General features: G+C 42.3%; 26 protein-coding genes, 1 tRNA gene and 1 pseudogene. 15 read left to right on the top strand and 13 right to left on the bottom strand.

Annotated elements, in window-relative coordinates; translation table 11 throughout:
• Window positions 1–18: 18 nt before the first annotated feature.
• Complete coding sequence (locus JCM11217_RS11710) at window positions 19–1914, top strand: ABC transporter substrate-binding protein (protein WP_054843012.1); 1896 nt, start codon at window positions 19–21, stop codon at window positions 1912–1914.
• Window positions 1915–1962: 48 nt separating this feature from the next.
• On the opposite strand, the gene JCM11217_RS17000 is transcribed toward JCM11217_RS11710, so the two are convergent.
• Genes JCM11217_RS17000 through JCM11217_RS16985 form a run of 4 tightly spaced genes read right to left on the bottom strand, consistent with a single transcriptional unit; the run spans window position 1963 to window position 3204 of the window.
• Window positions 1963–2145: a hypothetical protein gene (locus tag JCM11217_RS17000; protein ID WP_243679369.1), complete on the bottom strand. Its 183-nt coding sequence runs from the start codon at window positions 2143–2145 to the stop codon at window positions 1963–1965.
• On the bottom strand, window positions 2121–2657 hold the full coding sequence (locus tag JCM11217_RS16995) for a cytosine permease (RefSeq protein ID WP_243679368.1): 537 nt from the start codon (window positions 2655–2657) through the stop codon (window positions 2121–2123). Before JCM11217_RS16995 ends, JCM11217_RS17000 begins: the two co-directional genes overlap by 25 nt.
• On the bottom strand, window positions 2597–2947 hold the full coding sequence (locus JCM11217_RS16990; RefSeq protein ID WP_243679367.1) for a hypothetical protein: 351 nt from the start codon (window positions 2945–2947) through the stop codon (window positions 2597–2599). The genes JCM11217_RS16995 and JCM11217_RS16990 overlap by 61 nt, the downstream gene beginning before the upstream one ends.
• Before the next feature lie 53 nt (window positions 2948–3000).
• A complete protein-coding gene (locus tag JCM11217_RS16985) occupies window positions 3001–3204 on the bottom strand; it encodes a cytosine permease (RefSeq protein WP_243679366.1) in 204 nt (67 codons plus the stop codon).
• A 15-nt stretch (window positions 3205–3219) separates the two neighbouring features.
• Here JCM11217_RS16985 and JCM11217_RS16980 point away from each other — a divergent pair, with 15 nt between their 5' ends.
• From JCM11217_RS16980 to JCM11217_RS11680, 7 genes and pseudogenes are all read left to right on the top strand, one after another.
• A complete protein-coding gene (locus tag JCM11217_RS16980; protein ID WP_243679365.1) occupies window positions 3220–3366 on the top strand; it encodes a hypothetical protein in 147 nt (48 codons plus the stop codon).
• 44 nt (window positions 3367–3410) lie between these two features.
• Complete coding sequence (locus tag JCM11217_RS11700) at window positions 3411–4034, top strand: FkbM family methyltransferase (protein ID WP_054843011.1); 624 nt, start codon at window positions 3411–3413, stop codon at window positions 4032–4034.
• A 28-nt stretch (window positions 4035–4062) separates the two neighbouring features.
• Window positions 4063–5085: an MBL fold metallo-hydrolase gene (locus JCM11217_RS11695; RefSeq protein ID WP_054843010.1), complete on the top strand. Its 1023-nt coding sequence runs from the start codon at window positions 4063–4065 to the stop codon at window positions 5083–5085.
• A 25-nt stretch (window positions 5086–5110) separates the two neighbouring features.
• Entirely contained in the window at window positions 5111–6151 is a 1041-nt protein-coding gene (locus tag JCM11217_RS11690) for a serine hydrolase (RefSeq protein ID WP_243679364.1), read from the top strand.
• 109 nt (window positions 6152–6260) lie between these two features.
• Complete coding sequence (locus tag JCM11217_RS16975) at window positions 6261–6419, top strand: hypothetical protein (protein WP_243679392.1); 159 nt, start codon at window positions 6261–6263, stop codon at window positions 6417–6419.
• A gap of 300 nt (window positions 6420–6719) precedes the next feature.
• Complete coding sequence (locus tag JCM11217_RS11685; RefSeq protein ID WP_243679363.1) at window positions 6720–7070, top strand: cupin domain-containing protein; 351 nt, start codon at window positions 6720–6722, stop codon at window positions 7068–7070.
• A 124-nt stretch (window positions 7071–7194) separates the two neighbouring features.
• Window positions 7195–8410: pseudogene (locus JCM11217_RS11680) on the top strand (pyridoxal phosphate-dependent aminotransferase).
• A 7-nt stretch (window positions 8411–8417) separates the two neighbouring features.
• On the opposite strand, the gene JCM11217_RS11675 reads toward JCM11217_RS11680, so the two are convergent.
• Window positions 8418–8903: a hypothetical protein gene (locus JCM11217_RS11675; RefSeq protein ID WP_054843009.1), complete on the bottom strand. Its 486-nt coding sequence runs from the start codon at window positions 8901–8903 to the stop codon at window positions 8418–8420.
• 439 nt (window positions 8904–9342) lie between these two features.
• Between JCM11217_RS11675 and JCM11217_RS11670 the strand changes: the two genes are divergently transcribed.
• On the top strand, window positions 9343–10071 hold the full coding sequence (locus JCM11217_RS11670) for a hypothetical protein (protein WP_243679362.1): 729 nt from the start codon (window positions 9343–9345) through the stop codon (window positions 10069–10071).
• A gap of 337 nt (window positions 10072–10408) precedes the next feature.
• Here JCM11217_RS11670 and JCM11217_RS11660 read toward each other — a convergent pair whose 3' ends face one another.
• The 4 genes from JCM11217_RS11660 to JCM11217_RS16965 all read right to left on the bottom strand — a co-directional run bounded on the left by JCM11217_RS11660 (window position 10409) and on the right by JCM11217_RS16965 (window position 13102).
• The gene (locus tag JCM11217_RS11660; protein WP_243679361.1) at window positions 10409–11209 is read right to left on the bottom strand and encodes a hypothetical protein; all 801 of its coding nucleotides are present in this window, start codon (window positions 11207–11209) and stop codon (window positions 10409–10411) included.
• 59 nt (window positions 11210–11268) lie between these two features.
• Window positions 11269–11952: a hypothetical protein gene (locus JCM11217_RS11655; protein WP_054843007.1), complete on the bottom strand. Its 684-nt coding sequence runs from the start codon at window positions 11950–11952 to the stop codon at window positions 11269–11271.
• A 74-nt stretch (window positions 11953–12026) separates the two neighbouring features.
• A complete protein-coding gene (locus JCM11217_RS16970; protein ID WP_243679360.1) occupies window positions 12027–12638 on the bottom strand; it encodes a phospholipase D-like domain-containing protein in 612 nt (203 codons plus the stop codon).
• A complete protein-coding gene (locus JCM11217_RS16965) occupies window positions 12635–13102 on the bottom strand; it encodes a phospholipase D-like domain-containing protein (protein ID WP_243679359.1) in 468 nt (155 codons plus the stop codon). Before JCM11217_RS16965 ends, JCM11217_RS16970 begins: the two co-directional genes overlap by 4 nt.
• 111 nt (window positions 13103–13213) lie before the next feature.
• Here JCM11217_RS16965 and JCM11217_RS11645 point away from each other — a divergent pair.
• From JCM11217_RS11645 to JCM11217_RS11635, 3 genes are all read left to right on the top strand, one after another.
• Window positions 13214–13287: transfer RNA gene (locus JCM11217_RS11645), tRNA-Lys, on the top strand.
• A gap of 365 nt (window positions 13288–13652) precedes the next feature.
• Window positions 13653–14105: a lysine transporter LysE gene (locus JCM11217_RS11640; RefSeq protein ID WP_243679358.1), complete on the top strand. Its 453-nt coding sequence runs from the start codon at window positions 13653–13655 to the stop codon at window positions 14103–14105.
• A gap of 36 nt (window positions 14106–14141) precedes the next feature.
• Window positions 14142–16004 carry a type II secretion system F family protein gene (locus tag JCM11217_RS11635; protein WP_054843006.1) on the top strand — a complete coding sequence of 621 codons (1863 nt, stop codon included), beginning with the start codon at window positions 14142–14144 and terminating at the stop codon, window positions 16002–16004.
• 2 nt (window positions 16005–16006) lie between these two features.
• Here JCM11217_RS11635 and JCM11217_RS11630 read toward each other — a convergent pair whose 3' ends face one another.
• The 4 genes from JCM11217_RS11630 to JCM11217_RS11615 all read right to left on the bottom strand — a co-directional run bounded on the left by JCM11217_RS11630 (window position 16007) and on the right by JCM11217_RS11615 (window position 18759).
• On the bottom strand, window positions 16007–16813 hold the full coding sequence (locus tag JCM11217_RS11630) for an AAA family ATPase (RefSeq protein ID WP_054843005.1): 807 nt from the start codon (window positions 16811–16813) through the stop codon (window positions 16007–16009).
• Window positions 16814–16910: 97 nt separating this feature from the next.
• Window positions 16911–17144, bottom strand: coding sequence for a hypothetical protein (locus tag JCM11217_RS11625; protein WP_243679357.1), 234 nt, complete (start codon window positions 17142–17144; stop codon window positions 16911–16913).
• A gap of 64 nt (window positions 17145–17208) precedes the next feature.
• A complete protein-coding gene (gene rnhB / locus JCM11217_RS11620; RefSeq protein WP_054843003.1) occupies window positions 17209–17808 on the bottom strand; it encodes a ribonuclease HII in 600 nt (199 codons plus the stop codon).
• Window positions 17809–17841: 33 nt separating this feature from the next.
• On the bottom strand, window positions 17842–18759 hold the full coding sequence (locus JCM11217_RS11615; RefSeq protein ID WP_243679356.1) for a hypothetical protein: 918 nt from the start codon (window positions 18757–18759) through the stop codon (window positions 17842–17844).
• A 19-nt stretch (window positions 18760–18778) separates the two neighbouring features.
• On the opposite strand from JCM11217_RS11615, the gene JCM11217_RS11610 reads away from it, so the two are divergent.
• From JCM11217_RS11610 to JCM11217_RS11600, 3 genes are read left to right on the top strand one after another with little or no spacing between them, the layout of a single operon-like run.
• The gene (locus JCM11217_RS11610) at window positions 18779–18976 is read left to right on the top strand and encodes a hypothetical protein (RefSeq protein ID WP_054843001.1); all 198 of its coding nucleotides are present in this window, start codon (window positions 18779–18781) and stop codon (window positions 18974–18976) included.
• 53 nt (window positions 18977–19029) lie between these two features.
• Window positions 19030–19362 (top strand): hypothetical protein, encoded by a 333-nt coding sequence (locus tag JCM11217_RS11605; RefSeq protein ID WP_054843000.1) that lies wholly within the window; start codon window positions 19030–19032, stop codon window positions 19360–19362.
• 44 nt (window positions 19363–19406) lie between these two features.
• Entirely contained in the window at window positions 19407–20027 is a 621-nt protein-coding gene (locus JCM11217_RS11600; protein ID WP_054842999.1) for a transglutaminase-like domain-containing protein, read from the top strand.
• The last annotated feature ends 124 nt before the right edge of the window (window positions 20028–20151 follow it).

The following is a 20151-nucleotide window of genomic DNA, read 5'->3' as shown; positions in this document are numbered from 1 at the left end:
ATATGTACAAATTCTCCGATGCTAAGCAAAGTGTCTCGTAAATACGTACTAATAGCAACAATCACCTTAGTTATAGCGCTCGTATTAGTACTTATCTCAATACCAAGGAGCTATGCCCAACAAACATTGACCTTTCCAAGAAATGAGACATTATACATAGGTGGTGCGATGTGGTCGCCACCAAGTAATGGCTTTAATCCAATAGTTTACCCGCCAACAAGTGAGGAGTTATATCTCGTCTATTTAACGCTGTTTACTTACGATCCATTCAACGATTCATTGATTCCCTTGCTCGCTCAATCAATGAGTGTGTACAATTCAACGGCAGTTATAATTAACCTTAGGCCGCAAGCCACGTGGTCAAATGGACAACCAGTTACGGCTCAAGACGTAGTATTTACACTTGAATTAGGTAAGAATTATACATGCACAAGGTGGAGTTGGGTATGGGGTACCTGGACTGGTGCATTGAAAAATGCCGTTGCCCTTAATCAGACATCAGTCATGTTGGTGTTCGTTGGCAAAATTAATTGGTATGCCCTTTACCAGGAGATATTAACGGATATGCAGGTGGTACCAGCCAGTGTCTGGTCGAGTGTTTCTAATCCATGTACGTGGACAAACCCACCAGCAACCTCGCCACCATACACAATAAGCGATGGGCCATACGAAGGCTATTACTATAGCGATACTGAGCAGGTCTACATAAAGAATCCGAATTGGTGGGGTTGGAGTGTCTTTGGTATAAACCCGGATTACCCACCTGAGTACGTAGTCAGTATGGTTGCGACAAGCAACGTTCAAGCGCCTTCATTAATTGCCCAGGGAATGCTTGATTGGAATGGCTTCTTTATAATGAATGTTTGGCAGTATTATAATGAGAGCTTCTATACATTCTATACGCACCCGCCGTATCAAGTACCAATAAATGTGGTTGCCCTATGGATTAATTACCAGCAGTATCCATGGGACATACCAGCAGTTAGAAGGGCAGTCGCATTTGCAATAAACACGACAGAATTAGCCGTTATTGCTGAGAATAACCAAGAGGCTCCTGATGGCGCATGGCCAGGCCCAACCACGGAGTTATTCAACGCCTTCGGTCCATACTTCCAGGAGGTCATTAATACAACAATACTTAAGGAATATGGTTGGTACTATGACCCAAATGAATCTATAGCGATATTTGAGAGCTTAGGATTCCATAAGAATGCGCAAGGTTATTGGGTGACGCCAAATGGTACGGTACTTTCATTAACAATAATGGCACCGGCAGGTTGGACTGATTGGGATGAACAGGCAGAGTTAATAGCCGAGATGCTACAGGCCGTTGGTATTGACGCAACCGTTGTTACGCCTAGTTGGTCAACATTCTGGTCAGATCTTCAGACCGGTCAATTCCAAGCAGCTCTATGGAACCCATCAGGTCTTTTACCAGTGACATACTTTAATAACTGGGGATACTACTGGGGCTGCGTTTCGCCAACCATTGCTTGGTGTGACTTCGAGAGATTTAATAACTTAACATACAACCTGTTGGTTCAGCAATTAATGTATACCAACCCAAGTAACTTAAGCGCCGTATTACCACTTTACTCAAGGCTTGAGGAGATATTCCTACAAACTGTTCCCGTTATACCATTGGTATATGGTTCGGCATGGTACGGATACTCAACTAAGTACTGGGTCGGTTGGCCTAATCAGAACAACCCAGGAGTTGCGTGGCCGTCACCCTGGTCTGGCTCTGGTGAGGTGTGGGTTGTGCTTGGGCTGAAGCCTGTATCTGCCGTTAAGCCAAAGCCTGCTGTTTCCATTAGTTCATCATTACTTATGACGATAATAATTATTGTGGTTGTTATAGTCATAATAATAGCGATTGTAGCATGGCTAGCCGTAAGAAGGAGAAGAAGGTAAGTCATTTAGCTTAAAATAGTTAAATTAAAATTAAATATATTTTTATTTTTATGTAATAATTAAATATATCATTGATGCTACTATAAATGATATGAAGTAGCTTATGTCGGCGCCGCCGAGGGCGTTGGCTACTGGGCCTATGAAGGGTATTAAACCTCCTGTGGCTGCGTCTAGGTTCATGAATGGTACCGAGATTAATAGGCCGATTATGTAGCGAGCAGTGCCTTCCAAATTACCTTCGGCCCACTCTCCACGAGTTTCCAATCCCTGGTCCTATTCACGTAGAACATCACCAGCAGTATTCCAATCCAAGGCGTTATCCAATAATCTAGGAATAGTAGGAATCCCTCGTAGTAACCCACGAAGTTTAACCCACCGAGTACAGCCATCAATGTACCAACCACCGCGCCAGCCACTAAAGCCTGCCACCTCTTCGCCCTGTTGTATACCGCCAGGGCGGATAGTGAGTTGGTGTATATGTTGAGGACGTTGGCGGCCAACGCACCCAGGAATAGGGCTATCACGGCTATTATTGCGTAAGCCATCCCGTAACTACCCATGAACTGCACAAGCACGGTTGGTAAGCCACTTGTGTTTCCAGTCGCCGCGCTGACGGCAAAGCCCACGACCTCACTCCATAGGCTGGCCAGTAGGCCGCCGAGGGCTGCGTAGGTTATTATCTTTAGCCTGCTCGTGTTCTCTGGTAGATAGCGTGAGTAGTCGCTGGCGTATGGGCCCCCCACGACATTATGTAGCTAAACACCGTCGCCAACGCTATTGCGAAGTTGAATGGGTTGAAGGAGGCAGTCCTTACATAAGTGCTTAGTAGGTGTGGCTTTGTTAGTGCTAGGGCTAGGGATACTGCGAACATTATGCCCAGTATTATTGATAGTACGTACTCAGACCTATGTATTATGTCATACCCAAAGAGTGCGATTATGAATTGGGTTAGCACGGTTATGAGAATCGCCGCATAAAGTGGTATTGCTGGGTCTATGTAATTTATTATGTAACCACCGATTATTGCATTCACGGAGAACCAACCAAGCGTGCTAATCCAATTCGCTATTGCGAAGGGTAGGTTGCCTACCTGCCATAGGCAGCCCTTGAAATCATTATCTGTGGATAACCATAGGTTGGCCCCCCCATAGCCGCCAATAACCCAACCAATAAACCACCGAATACGTTACCAAGTACGAGGGCGAGTACCAGCCAGGGTATTGGTAGGCCAAGCATGTATAGTATTGGGCCGAGGCATAATCGGCTACTGTCAAGTTGCTTGCGAACCACAGCGTGAATTGGTACATGGTCCTACCATGCCTCATTGAGTCTGGTATGTGCTCTATGCCGAGCCTTTCTATTATTGATGTCATTGGACAGAGAAGAGCAAATGAGGAAAGTAAGTGTTATACGGCAAAAATTGCGGTGCCTCAGTACGGCTTAACTAAGTGAGCTGGGCAGAAAATGCCAAATTATCTCTTCATTATAATGCTGTAATGAACTATTACGCAGATTACCTCTCGATTTACGATGATAGGTATGGAGTGATTAATTTTAGGAATAAGGACGTGATCGACGCTGGCGCATTCATTGGTGATACAACGATTTACTTCATAATGAGAGGTGCGAACAGGGTTGTGGCTATTGAACCGCACCCTAAGGCGTTCAGGGAGCTTGTTAGGAATATTAAGTTGAATGGATTAAACGATAGGGTGATACCCATCAATGCAGCACTCAGTAGTATCACTGGATCTACCTGCGTCTCCATGGACCTTGACCTGGGGAGTATAATGGCTACGTACTTCGGGCCCGTAACCGACGACACGACATGCACTAGTGATGTTAAGATCAGGTTAATTACGCTAGGCGAGGTTATTAATGAGACTAGGGTACGTACGGATGTTCTTAAGATGAATTGCGAGGGTTGTGAGTATGACGTGATACTTAATGATTACGAACACGTTAGGTTATTTAGGGAATTAGTATTTGAGTACCACAGGTGGGTTACAGGTATACCGGTTAAGGAACTTCTCAGAGTATTAAGCAGGGACTTTAAGTGCGACTTTATTGGGCGCGCATATGAGGATTATGGCTACGTTTATTGCCAACGAATAACTTAAAACCAATAAATTAATTTCCCATAAGGCGATGATAGAACTCACTGAGAGGGTTAATGGTCTCATCTATCAATTAAAGATATTCATGCCCATGGAACCTGGTTACGTATTCTCATACGTGGTGAGAAGAGACAATGAGTGCGTAATGATTGATGCCGGATACCCAAACACTGAGCTCCTTAATCCATTAATTAACGAATTGAGTAAAATACCGAATTGTAGATTGAGCTCCTTATTCATTACGCACATGCACATCGACCACACTGGTTTAGCTAATGAATTGCGTAATAGGCTTGGTCTAAGCGTGGTCATGCATAGGAGGGATTATGAGCAGGTCTTGAAGATGCTTGATAAGGACTTATTCATTAAGGAATTCCTAGAATTATCAGGGCATTACGGAGTCCCCAATACCGAAATGGAACTTTATAAAAACGTAGTTAGTGGCCTATCAAGCAGAAGAAGATTAAGTGCGTTAAACCCAGACGTCCTCATTGATAATGAGGAGAATCGTATTGGTGGGTTGCACGTGTTATTAACGCCTGGCCATTCACCCGGCCACATATCAATAGTACTTGATGAGTATGGGCTAGCGTTTACTGGCGACTTAATACTGCCAACAATAACAACTCACGTTGGCCTAACCCCCCCAATAAACCCAGGTAATCCACTTCGTGATTACTTAAACTCGCTGATTAAGATTAGGAATATGAGCCTTAATTGTTTATACCCAGGTCATGAGGGCGAGATATGTAATGTTAATGATAGGATAAACGAACTTATCAGGCATAGGGTCTCGAGGCTATGTGAGGTGTTAAATGCATTGAGTAATGGTGAATTAACAATATTTGAAATAACGAATAGGCTTAAGTGGATGGATAATAAGAGGTATGTGGATCTCAACCCAATGAATAGGTACATGGCATTAACAGAGACGGCAGCCCTCGTTAAGTACCTGGAATCAATGGGCATTGTTAAGGCAGGTAATGACCATAAGTATGGAATCACGAGGGAGATCTCCTGCAATGTCAGGGAATTAATACCGCAATTAGGTTAATTAATCCAGTGTTATTGATGTATCAATGGATTTCGGGGGGGAAATTGAGGAGTTTATTCTCAGTAAAATTAGGGAGTCAAGGCTGCCCGGCCTAAGCATTGGTGTTGTTAGGAATGGCGAGTTGGTTTATGCCAGGGGCTTTGGCTTTAGGGATATTGATAAGGGCTTACCTGCGACACCACGGACTATCTATGGTATCGGTTCAATAACGAAGTCCTTCACCGCATTGGCAATACTTAGGCTTGTTGAGGAGGGCAGGCTGAGCCTTGAGGATCCAGTCGATAAGTACGTACCGATTAAGTTAAACCCGATGGGTACGGTCACGATACACCACTTATTAACGCACAGTAGTGGATTACCCGCGCTTGGCTATGCGGAGGCTTACATAAATGGTGTGCTTGGTCTTGACAGTAATTGGTTGCCGCTGGCTACACCCGAGGATGTACTGGCATTCATGAGGAGTGCCGCGGATTGGGCTGTGGCTAAGCCTGGCGAGAGGTTCTTCTACCTTAATGAGGGTTATGTAATACTGGGCTTAATAATCAAGAGGGTTGGTGGTATGCCCTATGAGGACTTCGTTAGGGAGAAAATACTGAAGCCACTTGGCATGGCTAGGACCTACTTCATGGCTGAGGAGGTTCTCAAGGACCCTGAGGTTGCGACACCGTACATAATTGATAGGGAGGGTAAGCACATACCGAGTAAGTTTCCATTCGGCATAACCTCTGATGGTGGATTACTTAGCAATGTCGTCGACATGGCAAGGTACGTGTCAATGCTAATCAATAGGGGTGAGCTTAATGGCGTTAGGATAGTGGGTAGGGAGTTGATTGAGACTGCGAGAGGGGGTTACATAGACGTGCCCTGGAAGATCATCGGTGATGAGAAGTATGGCTATGGGTTAATAGTGAGCCAGAACTTCTACGGTAGGAGGTTAGTTGAGCACAGCGGCAATGTGGGTGTTTACACGGCGGATATGGCGTACATACCAAGCGATAGAATTGGTGTTATTATAATGGCGAATGCGATGGTTATCCACTATCAAAGATGGGAATTTACGTACTAAGCAAGTTGCTTGGTCAGGACCCAAATGAATTAGGGGCATTTATTGTTGAGGAGGTGAATAAAAGGCTCGAGGAACATACGAAGCGTATGGTGGTACTGTAAAGATCTCAATACAAAGGCAAGGAGACTACCTAGTAATGAAGAGTACAACGAAGTATACCGAGGAGACGACAATACTCGTGCCTGATGAGGTAAGAAGGGACTACGCCAGATTCTACACCCTAGTGAATGGGGGCCAAAATACCCGCCGAGTTCTTTATAGGGAGTGATAGGGTGGTTCTCATTTATGAGAGATTTAAATTCATAAAACGGGAATGAGTTGTTAAGGGTATTTTTCGTAGAAAGGTTTTTAAAGAGCTCCATTACACGATACTCGTATGATTAGAATAAAGTTTAATAAAGGTAGCTTAAGAAGGAGTAATTCGAACGAGAATTCCAATGGATATATGTATACAGACAATGTTCAAGAATATGGTAGGTATTATGCATTTATACGGCGTGTTCCAATGTAATAGTACTGTTTAATTACCCTATCGTTAAATAAATACTCGTGATTGTTGGCAATATAAATGATGTACCACTTGAGGACGTTTCAAAACTACTCAGGGGGAACGAAGGGCTTCTATGTTCAGTGGTTAATAACTAAAGAGCATGGCTCTAAGTACGCGGTCAGGAGATTCATCGTTAAGCCTGGCGGCATTATGCCATTGCATAATCATAAGTATACCGAGGCTGTCGTAATACTTAAGGGTAGGCTCAGAGTTAGAGCTGATGGCAAGGTCTATGAACTTGGACCAGGCGACTTCTTCTTCACGGGTCCGTACGAGCCTCATGCAATTGAAAATATCGGTGATGGCGAGGCCGAGTTTATATGCGTGATTTCCTATGAGGATGACATGTCATTAAAGCCTTTGGAGTGATTGAACAATTTGAATTTTATTTTATTACCTGTGTTTAAATCCGCAAGTTATATAGTGATAATTAGTGTGATGTAGATTATTTGTTGAAAAATAGTTATTAAGAGGTTATTATAGCGCCCAATTAATGAATCCAATTACTGATTACCTAAAGGACGTAGTTAGGGAATTACAGGGTGAGAAGGCCTTCACATACCTAGCTAAGGCTCATGAGGTCGCCGAGAGGAAGGGTATTAAGGTTATATCATTTGGCATTGGTCAGCCTGACATACCGACATTCGAAAATATAGTTAATGCGGCAAAGAGGGCGCTTGATGATAGGTTCACAGGGTATACAGAGACTGAGGGTATAAGGGAGCTTAGGGAGGCCATTGCTGATTACCTCAATTATAGGTACCATGCAGGTGTTAGGCCTGATGAGGTCATTGTGACCACAGGCACTAAGACGGCAATTTTCCTAGCAATAGCATCCTATGTAAGGCCGGGTGATGAGGTGATAATACCAGATCCAACATACCCAGCCTATCCAGAGCTCACGAAGTTCTTCGGTGGTAAGCCTATCTACGTATCCATGAAGTTCGACCAGGAGAATGGATTTAGGCTAGACTTGGATGCCATAGAGAACTCGGTGACCCCCTAGGACGAAGGCCATTGTAGTAAATAACCCACACAATCCAACGGGCGCCATATTCAGGCCTGAGGAAGTTACTAAGCTCCTTGAGATTGCTAAGGATTATAAGTTACTCGTCATTGTCGATGAGATATATGACAACTTCGTTTATGAGCCAGGGATCTTCAGAAGCGTTTTAGAGCTTGAACCTGAGTGGAGGAATTACATACTCTATACCAATGGTTTCAGTAAGACCTTCTCAATGACTGGTTGGAGACTTGGCTACCTAGTGGCCAGTAGGGAGGTTATTGAACCAATAAAGAAATTGGCGGCGAACACCTATAGTTGCCCACCGAGCATTGCGCAGAAGGCCGGTGTTGAAGCCCTCAGGAATGAGACATCTTGGAGGAGCTCCAGGGCTATGATCGAGTTATTCAGGAGGAGGAGGGACGTGATGTATGAGGAATTAAGTAGGATACCGGGCATTGAGGTTTGGAGGAGCGCGGGCGCCTTCTACATGTATCCAAGGGTTAAGAAAATACTCGATAAATTGGGCATGGATGTCGAGAAATTCGCCGATTGGCTGCTTGAGAATTACGGAGTCGTCGTACTGCCCGGAACAGCATTCTCGGAAACCAATATGGGCAGGGAATACGTGAGACTTAGCTTTGCACTCGATGAGAAGCTGATTAGGGAGGGCATAGAAAGGATTAGGAAGGCTATTGAGGGTTAGGGTTTAATCAGCAGGATGTTAATAAATTGAGGACTTGCTCCGTAGATGCTACTTTGAGGTCGTCCATCATGTTAGTTATTATTCTTAGCGTTAAATCATCACTGGGATTACCAGCCCTACCTCTCATCTCAATGGCATACCTGCATGGGTTATCTATGAAATCCTCATTACCATAACCCATCAATAACTCCCTCCTAACCCCCCCTCCGCATATTACCCGCATGAGGACATTATTACCCTTCACACCACGAATAACGTTACCATATATGGGTGAGTACTTCGTATAAACCTCAAACCTAACCTGGACATAATTACCCGGGCTTCGGAAAATCGGCCCCTCAACTATTAACGAGTCAAGCAACCCATCATCATTAACTATGAACTCAACGGTCAGCTCAAGCTCATGAAACCAAAAATGAACAATCAAACAATCAAACACGCCCAAATACCTTGAGCACTTAATTCCACCTGAGATACAATCCCTAACACCCACGTTAAAACGGTAATCCTTAACTCACTATTTAAGCATTAATTACCCACACGATACTTTACAAATAGCAAATAAACTCACGTCAATAAAACAAGGTTATTCCAAAGAAAACACTGGAGAAATCTTTAAATAAAAGCAAAATTAGGAAGAAATCAGAGGAATATAAGGTAGGCCCACTATCGTGGGCTAAAACCAAACATCTATCTTTCTTTTTCCTCCTAAATAACTGATGAACCATGCCATTTTCTTAAAATAGTAATATTATTTTACTTTCTATAAGGAAATAATTGCAATATAATATAGAGATCTATAAAATCTTTATCTAGAACATACAAAAAAGATTTAAATGCACTCTCGGTAACTAATCATCGTATGGATTTTGTTGAGGTTGGTCTTGGGGACATCGTAGGGATTATTAGGGGAGTTAAGGCTACTTAGGGATTTGATTAGGAATAGAATCACTATTAAAGTTCCTAGGGACTACGTCGTTGGTGATGTTGATGTTTTAGCTAGGCCAATGTTTACTGACGGCTTTATTGTTTCCTTTAGGGTTGGTCAGCGTGAGTACAGGGTTTGGTGGTCAAGCATTGAGGGGGGGTCATTAAGTGGTAAGGGTGGTGATGGTGATTATAGGATCATACCTGGTAAGGAGTCTTACATTGAATTTTTAAATCCCGATGGTGGTGTTGCAGCTAGGGTTAGGGTTAATGAGGAATTAATAAGTAGGTTAGACAGCATGTTAAACGCGGCATTTCTACTTAGTATTGTGGATTGGTTCATTGAGGATGATGTCAGGAGTATCGCTAATATAGCCAACGTATTCATACCGGAGGATTACTCAGAACTGAGGTATATCAGCGACTTTGTGGAGACCGTGCACTCGAAATTAAGTGAGTTAAATATTATCAAGGAGCTTGAGGATGGCGTCAGGAAGATAGAGCTTGAGTGCCACATGAATAACCACAGCAATAGGGAGGTAGTCGACGTAATACCACTTGGTAAGTACTACCTATGCCCAGACTGTCTAAGAAGAGCTGAAAAATACGTAGATGAAGTACTCAATAAGTGGAAGAACGTAAAAATAAGAGTCCCGCCCGAAACATGGCAAGGAATACAAAAAAGCATAGAACAAACAAAGGAAATAATACAAACAATAACAAAGACAACATAGTGTTGAAATAAGGCCCCCCCAAGCACTACAATTCAATCTCAAATTCATATCAAAGTCACCAACAATAAACTCCCTTTAAGAACAGTAACCAAGAAGAAGGTAGGTAAAATACTACATTACAACCAACAAACGATTGAATTATTAATAAAACTGGTGCGGGGGCCGGGATTTGAACCCGGGACCTCCCGGTTATGAGCCTTACGCGGGGGCTGTCGCCCCCCCAGGGCGCTCTGTGCCGGGCTAAGCTACCCCCCCCGCGCCATAACCTTCTCATCCAAGGGATTTTAAATTTTCCGCTGTTTCCGGTGTTACTATTTAAGTCTCATTAAATATGTACTTATGATTGTCCTTCTATGAGTTTTCTTAGATGCTTGATTATTACTCTTTTCCTTTTATTGTCATTAATTCTTTCATATTTCCTACGTAATGCTTGAATTACTTGTACTTTTATGTCATCATGTTCCTTAATTAATTTCATCGGTATCTTTATGATGATGTACTTATTGCTTTTATGAACCTTTACCTGCTTAACAAAATCCTCGCCATAAATAATTTTTATTTTTTCAAGAATTTTCTCAACTTTTGTCCAGTCTTTAATAGTTCGCATTAATTTTATTTTATTATTATCAATAACAACAGAGAATTTTTCACCAGCAACATCGATCTGAGATTCACCCTTCCTAAACTTTAATTCCATATTGGCTATTTGCTTTAGGTTTGACCATTTCTCAATGTTAAGGACGTCTAATATGTCTCTCAATATTGGCGGTATGATATTAATGATTGCTCTAGCTAAGTCAATAGCTTTAGAGCCGTGAAATCTTACGTGTATTATACCGTCTAATTGAGGCTGTAGGCTCCATTTAAAGCCTAATTTATCAAGTATTAATTTCCATCTTTCAAGCTCATGGACTGACATAGTAATTTGTATTTTAGCTTCGTTATACTTATTGCTTGAACTTATGAAGACAGCGCCGTCGCCAAGTATTGCCGTAAAAATGAAGGCTAATACTGCTTTATTATGAAGTTTATCAGTATCATTAAGTATCTTACCCTTGATTGATGTATAATCGTTAGCTCTTAAAAACCACGATATTGATACATCATCTTCATTTATATTTATACCACGTATATACACGTGAATCTCACCAGGATAAAGTAACGACCAGAGTATCACTTGCCAAATATGTGTAGTGCTCATTCTAGCTTGCCCTTATCTACACCTTCATCCGTTTCTGCAAAGCCACCTCTTAATGCTTTAAGTAATTCTTTAACGAATCCCTCGTATTCTTTTTTGCTCATTAATCTTTTGAATATATCGGGTATAACCATCGTTTTGCCATTAAATCCATTAAGTGTTAATTCAACGATTAAGCCTCTTCTTTTAAGTTTAATGATTGTTAATGTTATATGGTTACTGCGCACACTAACTATTAAGGAATTACTCGTCTTTCTAACAATGACTTTAGACTTTCCATTAATTAAACTATCTACAAGATTTTTAATTTCATAGCTAATGTCCTTTTCAATCCAATATCTCTGAAATTTATCGATATAATTTATGATCTCATCTATTAACTTTATTAACTTATCAATTGATTTACCATATTTCTTTCTGAACATTTTTACATTTTCTCTGATTCTTAACAATTCCTGCTTATGTTTATCTATCCACCATGTTTCCCAAACATTCCACCTCTGTATTCGTTTAAGGGACTCCATTAATAAATTAATAGACTCATTAATAGTCTCTAAATCATAAATTTCATCACCACATTGATATTTAAAGCCACTTCTCTTGCCATGACAGAAGTAATTTTTCTTTATTAGCTCCGCACTTATATTAGCGTCAGCTATCCACGTACTTTTAACAAGACGCATATCACTATAAAATTCCTCAGAATAATTAATAAATCACTGAGTATAACCGATATATTAGACTTATGCTAATTGACTTATAGCCTTGGTGTTCTTCTTCGTCTTCTTGGTCTTGTTGCGTATCTTAGCATGTATATTACTAATATAATTAGTATTAGTAGGAGTAGGGTTTGTGTCGGTGCTGTGTAGTTTGTTTGTGGCGTTGATTGTTGTTTTTGCGTATTGGTTTCGCCATACCATTGCTGTATTATTGTGGTTATTTCCTGGGCTACCTGTGGGTTCTCGATTATTATTCCGAGTTCCCTATTGCTATTTATTGAGTTGTAATCAAGGTTCACACTGCCCACATACACGTAATTGCCAATGACTATTGCCTTAGCCGTTAGGTCACTAACCATCACCGCGCCTAACTCATTGACTGCCTCCTCATTCTCTGCGTGTTGTCCAACGAGTATAAGTCTATCATTGTGTGCCAGGATTAGGCTGTACATACCTGAGGATGGGTAGAGCTCCTCCATAGCCATGTAAAGCGCTCCCGGCTGGCTAAGTAAGTCCTTTAGGTACTCCCCCCCTGAGTTTATTGGTGATACCACAATGCCTGGGTAATTAATTTGCGTAATTGATTCATTATGGTAATCAGTGAGTATTATCCTGGCGAAGACCTGGGCAATGCTTGAGTTATCAATCACAAGGTCAATGCCAGGTCCCTCTCAAAGCCGTAGTAGGTTGGGTTTATTGAGCCTATTATCACTGTCTCATTATCAATAACGAAGACCTTACTATGTACATAGTCATAGCCATAATTAAACGAAACATGGACGCCAGAACTAATTAACTCATTAACGGCTGAGTACTCCTCCTCAGGTACCCCCCCGCCATATACATTGCCTGACAAAACCACGTAAACCTCAACACCCCCCCTCTGAGCCAAGCTCGCCAGCTCATTAATAAGAGGTTGATAGGTTAATTCATAAACCTCGGCATATACACAACACCTAGCCTCACCAATCACATTGAGGATGTAGGTTGAGTTCGTTGGTGAAACAACGACAGAGACCTGACTCGAATTTATAGCTACGTACCAATCCTGCGCATACGAGCTCATAGATAAGGCTGCGACGATAATCAATACGAGTATTAAGACAAGCCTCATCAAAGCCATAATCCCCCCCAGTTTAATCATTTAAGCAAAGCACTAAAAATACGCAATAACTACGAAGACCCTAGAAAAATGCTTTTAAATCAGAGAAAATCAGTCGAAACTGGGCCCGTAGCTCAGCCAGGTAGAGCGGCGGGCTCTTAACCCGTAGGTCGTGGGTTCGAATCCCACCGGGCCCGCTAATATTTCGTTTTCCTCCTTTATGTTCTTTGTACCGAATTTAATGGGAGTAGGGATTTTGATTAGTTAGAAAAGAAAGGATTCTTATAGGTGAATTAATTCATAATGCTATTAGGGTCAGTCGGTCAAGTATTCTTCATGGTCTGCCGGGTCTATCCTCATCATCTTAACTTAGAATTCATGCGCAATTTTTAATTTTAGGCGCTAATGGCTTTTGCAATGTTTCAGCAGTTTTATGATTTTGTGCTTGGGATGGTATTTGGATTTCTCCTTGCTGTTCCCCCCCTGGCCCTATGAATGCATTAATTGCTGCTGAGCTACGCGTTCGCCGATTCATGGCACAAGTGTTGGTCTTGGGGGGGCTATGTCTGCCGATGGCATTCTCATGGTTATTACGTACTTCTTCTCCAGGGTTTTGGGTCATTACGTGTATTACCTATACTTCATTGGCTTTGCTGTGATGATTTACCTAGCCGTGTCGATTCTCAAGTCCACATTCTCTCCTAGGAGTTCCGGTGGTAATAGGTCTGTGTTCCTTAATTACTTCATGGGTGTTTCCATGGGTTTGACGAATCCGTATCAAGTCTTTTGGTGGCTCACGGCGGGTCTATCATTCATGAGTATCTTCGGCATTTTCAGCATAGCTGGCTTGTTCACGGCGATACTTATTTGGGTCTTTGTTTTTCCATACGCTGTTTATGTTGGTAAGGTTTATGGTGGTTCCAGGGTTGATTTTGCGGTTAAGCTTGTCTCGGCGTTGGGCATAATGGCCTTCGCGGTTTACATAATTATTCACGCGTTGACGCATTTCATGTAGAGGTAAGTTTATAAAGTTGAAATTATAGAATAGAATGTGGACCTAGACGAACTTGCATTATCAGTGATGGGACCATTAATACTAAGGTTGAGGAACACGAAAGTTTACGAGAGGATTGAGAAAAGCCTTGCATCATCATTATCATTCACAAGCCCTGAACGTTACCTGGCGAGGGTTTTATTCATAACAACAATAATGCTTGCAATAACTGCTCCACTGGGCGTCCTTCTTATAATGCTTAACCTGAACAACGCACTGATACTACTTAAAATGAAACTCCTATTCTCAACACAATATGGTATTAGGGACCTTGTCTTGATAATAATGGGTGTCGTTCTCATATTCATGCCCTTAATCGTGTATGAAATGATGATTGGAATGCCGAGGATAACGGCGAGCGACCTTGCCTTTAAGGTTGACACCGAATTGCCGTTTTTTGTGGCTTACGTCTCCGCGATAACGAACTCAGGGCTTTCAGTGTTCAGGGCTGTGGAGAGGATTGCTGAGGCGAAGATACTTGAGGTTATGGGTAAGGTGGCCAGGTGGGCTTACATTAGGTTTAAGGTCTTTGGTGAGGATCCATTGACGGCTTTATCAAACGTATCGTCAGTGATAGAGAGTAGGACGCTTAGGGAGTTCATCAGTGGTTACATAACCACGGTTAGGACCGGTGGTGATGTTGTTCATTACATAAACACTAGGCTTCATGACATTGTTAGTAATGCCATTGAGCGCATGAATAGGGCCGCCGAGTTCCTTGGAATGCTTATGGAGAGCTACATAGGCTCGGCGGCAATACTCCTGATCGGCTTAGACGTGCTTTACCTGGCACAAGCCGTGACGCCCTTCGGTAATAGGTATGCAGCCTTCATGCAGGCGATAAACTCTAACTACATGTTCGGTCTATTCGTCGTGCCTGCAATATCCATAGCATTCATATACCTAGGTGAGGTATCGGCCTTTAGATCACCATACACTGATTACAGGCCTTATAAGTGGGCTGGCGCGTCAATGGCCGTAGCCGCTGTGCTAGGCGTCCTCGAATACGTAATGCTCTTCCATAGGGATTTAAGTAATAGAATTTACATTCATGGCTTGCCAATACCCCTGGACTTCACGGTAATTTTTGGAATAACCCTTGCCCTATCCTTTGTACCAACTGCCATTTACTCAATGAAGGTTGTTGGTGAGAGGTGGGAGATTGATAGGGAGTATGCCGAGTTCCTTAGGGATGTGACTGAATTAAGGAAGAGCGGTTTCACGCCTGAGAAGACCTTTGAGACCCTGAGGTATACCAGGAGGTATGGCGCCTTTGATAAGTACTTGGATACCATGGTTAGGCAGATTAGGTATGGTGTACCAATTAGGGAGGTTTTATCGTCAATAATGCCCAAACTACACAGTTACTACTCAAAGGTCTTCACATTCCTACTTACTGAGACTATAGACCTTGGTGGTGCATCACCGCAGGTCCTCGATATGCTCGCAAGCTTCGCATCATCAATAGTGAGTGTCCAGGAGAACATGAGAGCTAGGTTGAGGCCTCTGAGGTACGTCCCTTACATTGGCGCCGTCATTTTAATAGTTACATTGGTGGTTTTGATATTCTCCGTGGTTGCCATAGTCACCAGGGTAGGTCCAGGAGGCGTTGCTGCTGGCGGACCCGCGTCCAACCCATTAATCAATTTATTAGCTACCTCATTCTCCTTCACAATAACTATTGACTCATTCATAATGGGATTGATAGCTGGGAAACTCGGTGAGGGTGAGTTATCCCTTGGGTTTAGGCATGCTGTGGTGTTGACGTTGATGGTGGTTCTCGTCTATGCGATGTCGCCATTCCTAGCAAATGCGTTGTTTGGAGCAATGTCGACGCCATCAACGAGTGTGCCATACTAAGCCTAGCCTGGTGGTGCTGTCTCCATTAAATAATCTATGTACTTGAAAATTGAGTCTAGGGCTGGCGACTCATAGAATGATAACTTAAGGCTCTCTATCTCCAGTGCCTGCCTAACTATTGGGAATAGGTCGTCGTATGGAATCACGTGGGGGGGCTCAATACCAACTATATCCCTGAGGAGTTTCGTCCATGGATAACCACTCAGTGCATCCACTGGGTACTTGATATTCAGCATATTCAATATTGGCTTTAGTAACTTATTACTTGCCTTTAAATCACGCATTAAATTAACCACATTACCAACGGCCCTTAAACTACTGTGGTCAGGTATTGCAATTAGTATGGCGTTGGTGCTGACCTCAAGCAATGTTATTAATGTATCGTAGGAAAGCCCAAGGGCTGGTGTATCGATTATAACGTATAGTGGTGAAATAGCCTCCACAGCATTTAATAAGCCTCGGAGGAGGTACCTATCAATTCTGACCTGGCTTGGATATTGACTGAGGGATGCAGTGAATACTAGCTTGAATGTGTCGCTATCGATTTGCCAAGTCTTCACGTAGAATGTGGAGAGTGGGTCAGGTATCTTACCCATGAAGTAGTCGGCCAATGTATAGGGCATTCTTTCCTCAACGTTGCCGAGCATTAACAAGGTCGCTGTGCCACTATCTAGGCCGAGGTCAATGAGTACGACGGGGTATTGAGCCTTACTCCTTAATTCATAGGCTAGTATTACGGCCATGTTAACGGCTATCGTGGTCTTACCCGTGCCACCCTTCGTGCCGCTCGTTATTAGTATCGTTTTCACAGAATCACCAACTACATAAATGTCTATTAAGTTAGTAAATAAAAATTACCAAAAGTTGATGATCAAAAGACGTATGTAAAGCCTAACGTTAGGCCAATCACCTCCTTGGTTTTCTAAGAGGCCTTCTTTTAATGTCGTCTGGACTTGGCTTATTACTCTCCATCTCCAGCTTAACGAGTAGGTTCTCAATATCCCTATTTATCATTAGTATGCCCAGAATATTGAGTAGGAAGCCTATTATGAATAATGATGATGAGAGTAATACGTTATTGGCTATTGCGGATAAGGCGAACCCAATAATCATAAACACCAATCCAATTATCGCAACCATTAAGCTTGTCCTCATTGGTTAGTTAATAATCCCCCCCTGGGTATTTATACTTAATGAGTTACGGTCATGATAAGTACCTATCCAAGTCATTACTAAGTAACCTCCTTACCGTGGACCAACTCCTCCTAACGATAGGCGGTAAATCACCGTGATTTCTAACCCAATCCCTGAGAAATGCCGTGGTCCTCGGATCACTTGGATAACCACTGCCGAAGTCTCCATATTCCCTATGTAATTCCTTAATTATTGAGTCCCTAATTACCTTAGCCACTATACTCGCGGCAGATACCACAGGTATTAACTTGTCGGCATTATTCATAGCCACAACCTCGACATTGCCCGTAATGCCTCTCTTGACCATGTCCCTAAACCTCTCGGGTCTTGGGTCGGGTGAGTCAATATACACTATCTGAAGTGCTGCATTGCTCAATGCCCTGTTGATTAATTTAATGGCTATTTCAGCCTCAAGTATGTTTAGGGCGTTCATGTATACATAATCGTCGATAATCCTGGGTTCTATTATCTCATAGTCGATGTAGTTTAGCGTTGATTTAAGAATTGAAAATAGGCGAGCCCTACCTGCCGGACTCAGTTCCTTGGAATCCCTAACACCAATCGCCTTTAACTTATTCATGTCGTTTGTAACGGCTATTGCCATAACCATGGGCCAATGACGGGCCCCCCCCTACCAGCCTCATCAATCCCTCCCACGAGCACCTGCATTAAGAATTTCCCTAATCACCTTCTTAAATTCCTCACATTTAATGGGCCTATTTCCATAGATGGCAACTTCATAGTAATTAATCAGCCTATCAACGTAGTCATTATTAACCCTAAAGCTTCTCGTTAGGTAATTGCGAATATCCCTATGGGTTAATGATGGGTCCTCAACACCAAGCCTTCTTACGAGCTTCGTAAATAAATCATCGATGCACTCCCTATCATCAAATACCTGATACTTGAGTAATGGCGATATAATTAGCAATGTGATTAGGGCCGTCGTCGCGATCAATGAGGAATCAATCACAGCATAAGTAATTACGTAATTACCCTGCGTCTCCTTACTCGTATTACTTACTTTACCAGAATTAGATACTACACCGCCCAATTGCTTACCATGGGCCACCAACGCGCTACTATTTATCACAGTATTAATTGAATATTCCCTCTCTAATTGACCTATGTGGTATGTTCGTTGACCAATTACTTCGTAATCCGAGGGATATGTGGTAACGTTAATGCCTAATTGCGTAATGGCCTTATTATTGACGGTGCTTAGGTTTATTGACGCGTTTATCGGTATTGACTCGGCAATGGCTATCGTACCATTGGCATACATAACACCATTAATTAGTAGGTAATTACCGCCTATTAGGCCTACGCCCGTAAATACCGTGTAACCCCTACCTGGCGTTCCTGGCGCTATCACTATGACTATGCCATTGTTTGTGTATGTGCCGTTAATTAACGATATGCTTATTACGGGCCAATTAATGACCGTATAGAAGCCAACGTACGTATTTCCTAACGCATTGATTGATGAAAATAAGAAGATAGATAATAAGGTGAATGTAAGAACTATTATCCTGAGTGCTAATGATTTATTAATTAGCATTATTAGCAATATTAATGAGATGGGTTTGTTAATAATGCTTTTGCTGCTTGAGTTGTTACAGGGAAATTCCTCATCCATACCCATCAACGCATCAATAACGTATATTGGTAGTGCATTCTCAATCACGGTTTATCAAGTATCCTTTAGCAATGCCACGGGTTATTTAATGGCTCCACAGAATGCTTATGAGGGTGTTTTCGCGGGCTTGCTTAGGTAGGTAATCTGACGTATATTGGTACGTATCATGGTCTAATAAGTCACTCGTTATTCATGGGCTACTTCATACCAATTATTGCCTATGAATCCGTGTCAATACCCACGGTATTGATGCCAGGTAATTACACGGCCTTTGAGGCTGTTGCTCAGTCTGAAGTACCCATTTATCTAAGGTACTTAGTATTTAATGAGTATAACAATGGGACTCTGGTGAATACATTGACATTAGTAAGCATTAATAGTACAAAGCCACCTTTAACCATATGGTTTAGCGATGGTTATGACTGTACCCAGTATTCAGTTAATGTGACATTTTATGAGCCTATGAGTGTTGTGCCAATCCCCCCATCATTGTTAATACGCAGCCGCCAGTATCGTATTTCGTAAGTAACGTATCAATAATAAGCGTATACCCACAAACAGAATTAACATTGCTTGAGCCAGGAGATGTGGTTGTTGCTGAATCCCCAATCACTGAGGCAAATTACACCGTATATGTTTGCAGGAAGATTATGAGCGTTTATAATCCCAACCTTCTGTATGCAATTGAGTATTTGGGGGGGCCTGCAGGAATTACTTTACCGAATTCAATAATCGCAAAGATATTCGGCGTTGAGGAATCGAGTAATCCAATTACAGTAGTTAACAGGGTATTCTACGTATTAACAAGTGGTAGATACAGGGTTGTCGCGTATTCCGTGGGTCCCAACAACCTACCTAGTACTGGTAAGGGTTCGATTATTGACTTTACCGTGCTTGCGATGACAGTATTGAGAAGCTACGGTATACCGACCAGGGTAGTTCTTGGCTTTTATGGTGTTAGCTATGGCGGTAACATCTATGTCTTTAGTTCGGGAACGAATATTTTATGGGATGAATCATTTGTTAATGGATGGGTTATGTTCACGCCATACCCAATCCCTGGTAAGCCAGCAATTAACATGGGCTTGGCAAACATAGGGTCTTCGGTGATCATCGGATTAGTGCTTGTTTTACCCTGGATAATTGGTTACTTAATATACGTGTTAATAAGCCATGTGAGGGCGCGTTGAGTTTAAAATATGCGCGCATTTTCATTGATTTTAGGTAAATAATAATGAAGGCGATTGATACTAAGCAGATTGTGGATAAACTATTGAGGGAGGTCTCTAAGTCCGTGATTGGTTATGAGCATGA

The sequence above is a fragment of the Vulcanisaeta distributa JCM 11217 genome, assembly GCF_001316005.1.
In the GTDB taxonomy this organism is placed as follows: Archaea; Thermoproteota; Thermoprotei; order Thermoproteales; family Thermocladiaceae; genus Vulcanisaeta; species Vulcanisaeta distributa_B.
The sequence above is the reverse complement of the archived record's forward strand: the minus strand, read 5'-3'. Positions and strand labels throughout refer to the sequence as shown.

What these genes read in the sequence shown, in the direction of transcription:
- JCM11217_RS11625 (WP_243679357.1), bottom strand. Translation starts at nt 17,144, where the DNA reads ATGGTTGCGATAATTGGATTGGTGTTTATGATTATTGGGTTCGCCTTA.
- JCM11217_RS11710 (WP_054843012.1), top strand. Translation starts at nt 19, where the DNA reads ATGCTAAGCAAAGTGTCTCGTAAATACGTACTAATAGCAACAATCACC.
- JCM11217_RS11685 (WP_243679363.1), top strand. Translation starts at nt 6,720, where the DNA reads ATGATGTACCACTTGAGGACGTTTCAAAACTACTCAGGGGGAACGAAG.
- JCM11217_RS16980 (WP_243679365.1), top strand. Translation starts at nt 3,220, where the DNA reads ATGGTCCTACCATGCCTCATTGAGTCTGGTATGTGCTCTATGCCGAGC.
- JCM11217_RS11640 (WP_243679358.1), top strand. Translation starts at nt 13,653, where the DNA reads ATGTCTGCCGATGGCATTCTCATGGTTATTACGTACTTCTTCTCCAGG.
- JCM11217_RS11610 (WP_054843001.1), top strand. Translation starts at nt 18,779, where the DNA reads ATGGGTTTGTTAATAATGCTTTTGCTGCTTGAGTTGTTACAGGGAAAT.
- JCM11217_RS16965 (WP_243679359.1), bottom strand. Translation starts at nt 13,102, where the DNA reads ATGAGGCTTGTCTTAATACTCGTATTGATTATCGTCGCAGCCTTATCT.
- rnhB (WP_054843003.1), bottom strand. Translation starts at nt 17,808, where the DNA reads ATGGTTATGGCAATAGCCGTTACAAACGACATGAATAAGTTAAAGGCG.
- JCM11217_RS11695 (WP_054843010.1), top strand. Translation starts at nt 4,063, where the DNA reads ATGATAGAACTCACTGAGAGGGTTAATGGTCTCATCTATCAATTAAAG.
- JCM11217_RS11655 (WP_054843007.1), bottom strand. Translation starts at nt 11,952, where the DNA reads ATGCGTCTTGTTAAAAGTACGTGGATAGCTGACGCTAATATAAGTGCG.
- JCM11217_RS11605 (WP_054843000.1), top strand. Translation starts at nt 19,030, where the DNA reads ATGGGCTACTTCATACCAATTATTGCCTATGAATCCGTGTCAATACCC.
- JCM11217_RS11690 (WP_243679364.1), top strand. Translation starts at nt 5,111, where the DNA reads ATGGATTTCGGGGGGGAAATTGAGGAGTTTATTCTCAGTAAAATTAGG.
- JCM11217_RS11615 (WP_243679356.1), bottom strand. Translation starts at nt 18,759, where the DNA reads ATGCTAATTAATAAATCATTAGCACTCAGGATAATAGTTCTTACATTC.
- JCM11217_RS11700 (WP_054843011.1), top strand. Translation starts at nt 3,411, where the DNA reads ATGAACTATTACGCAGATTACCTCTCGATTTACGATGATAGGTATGGA.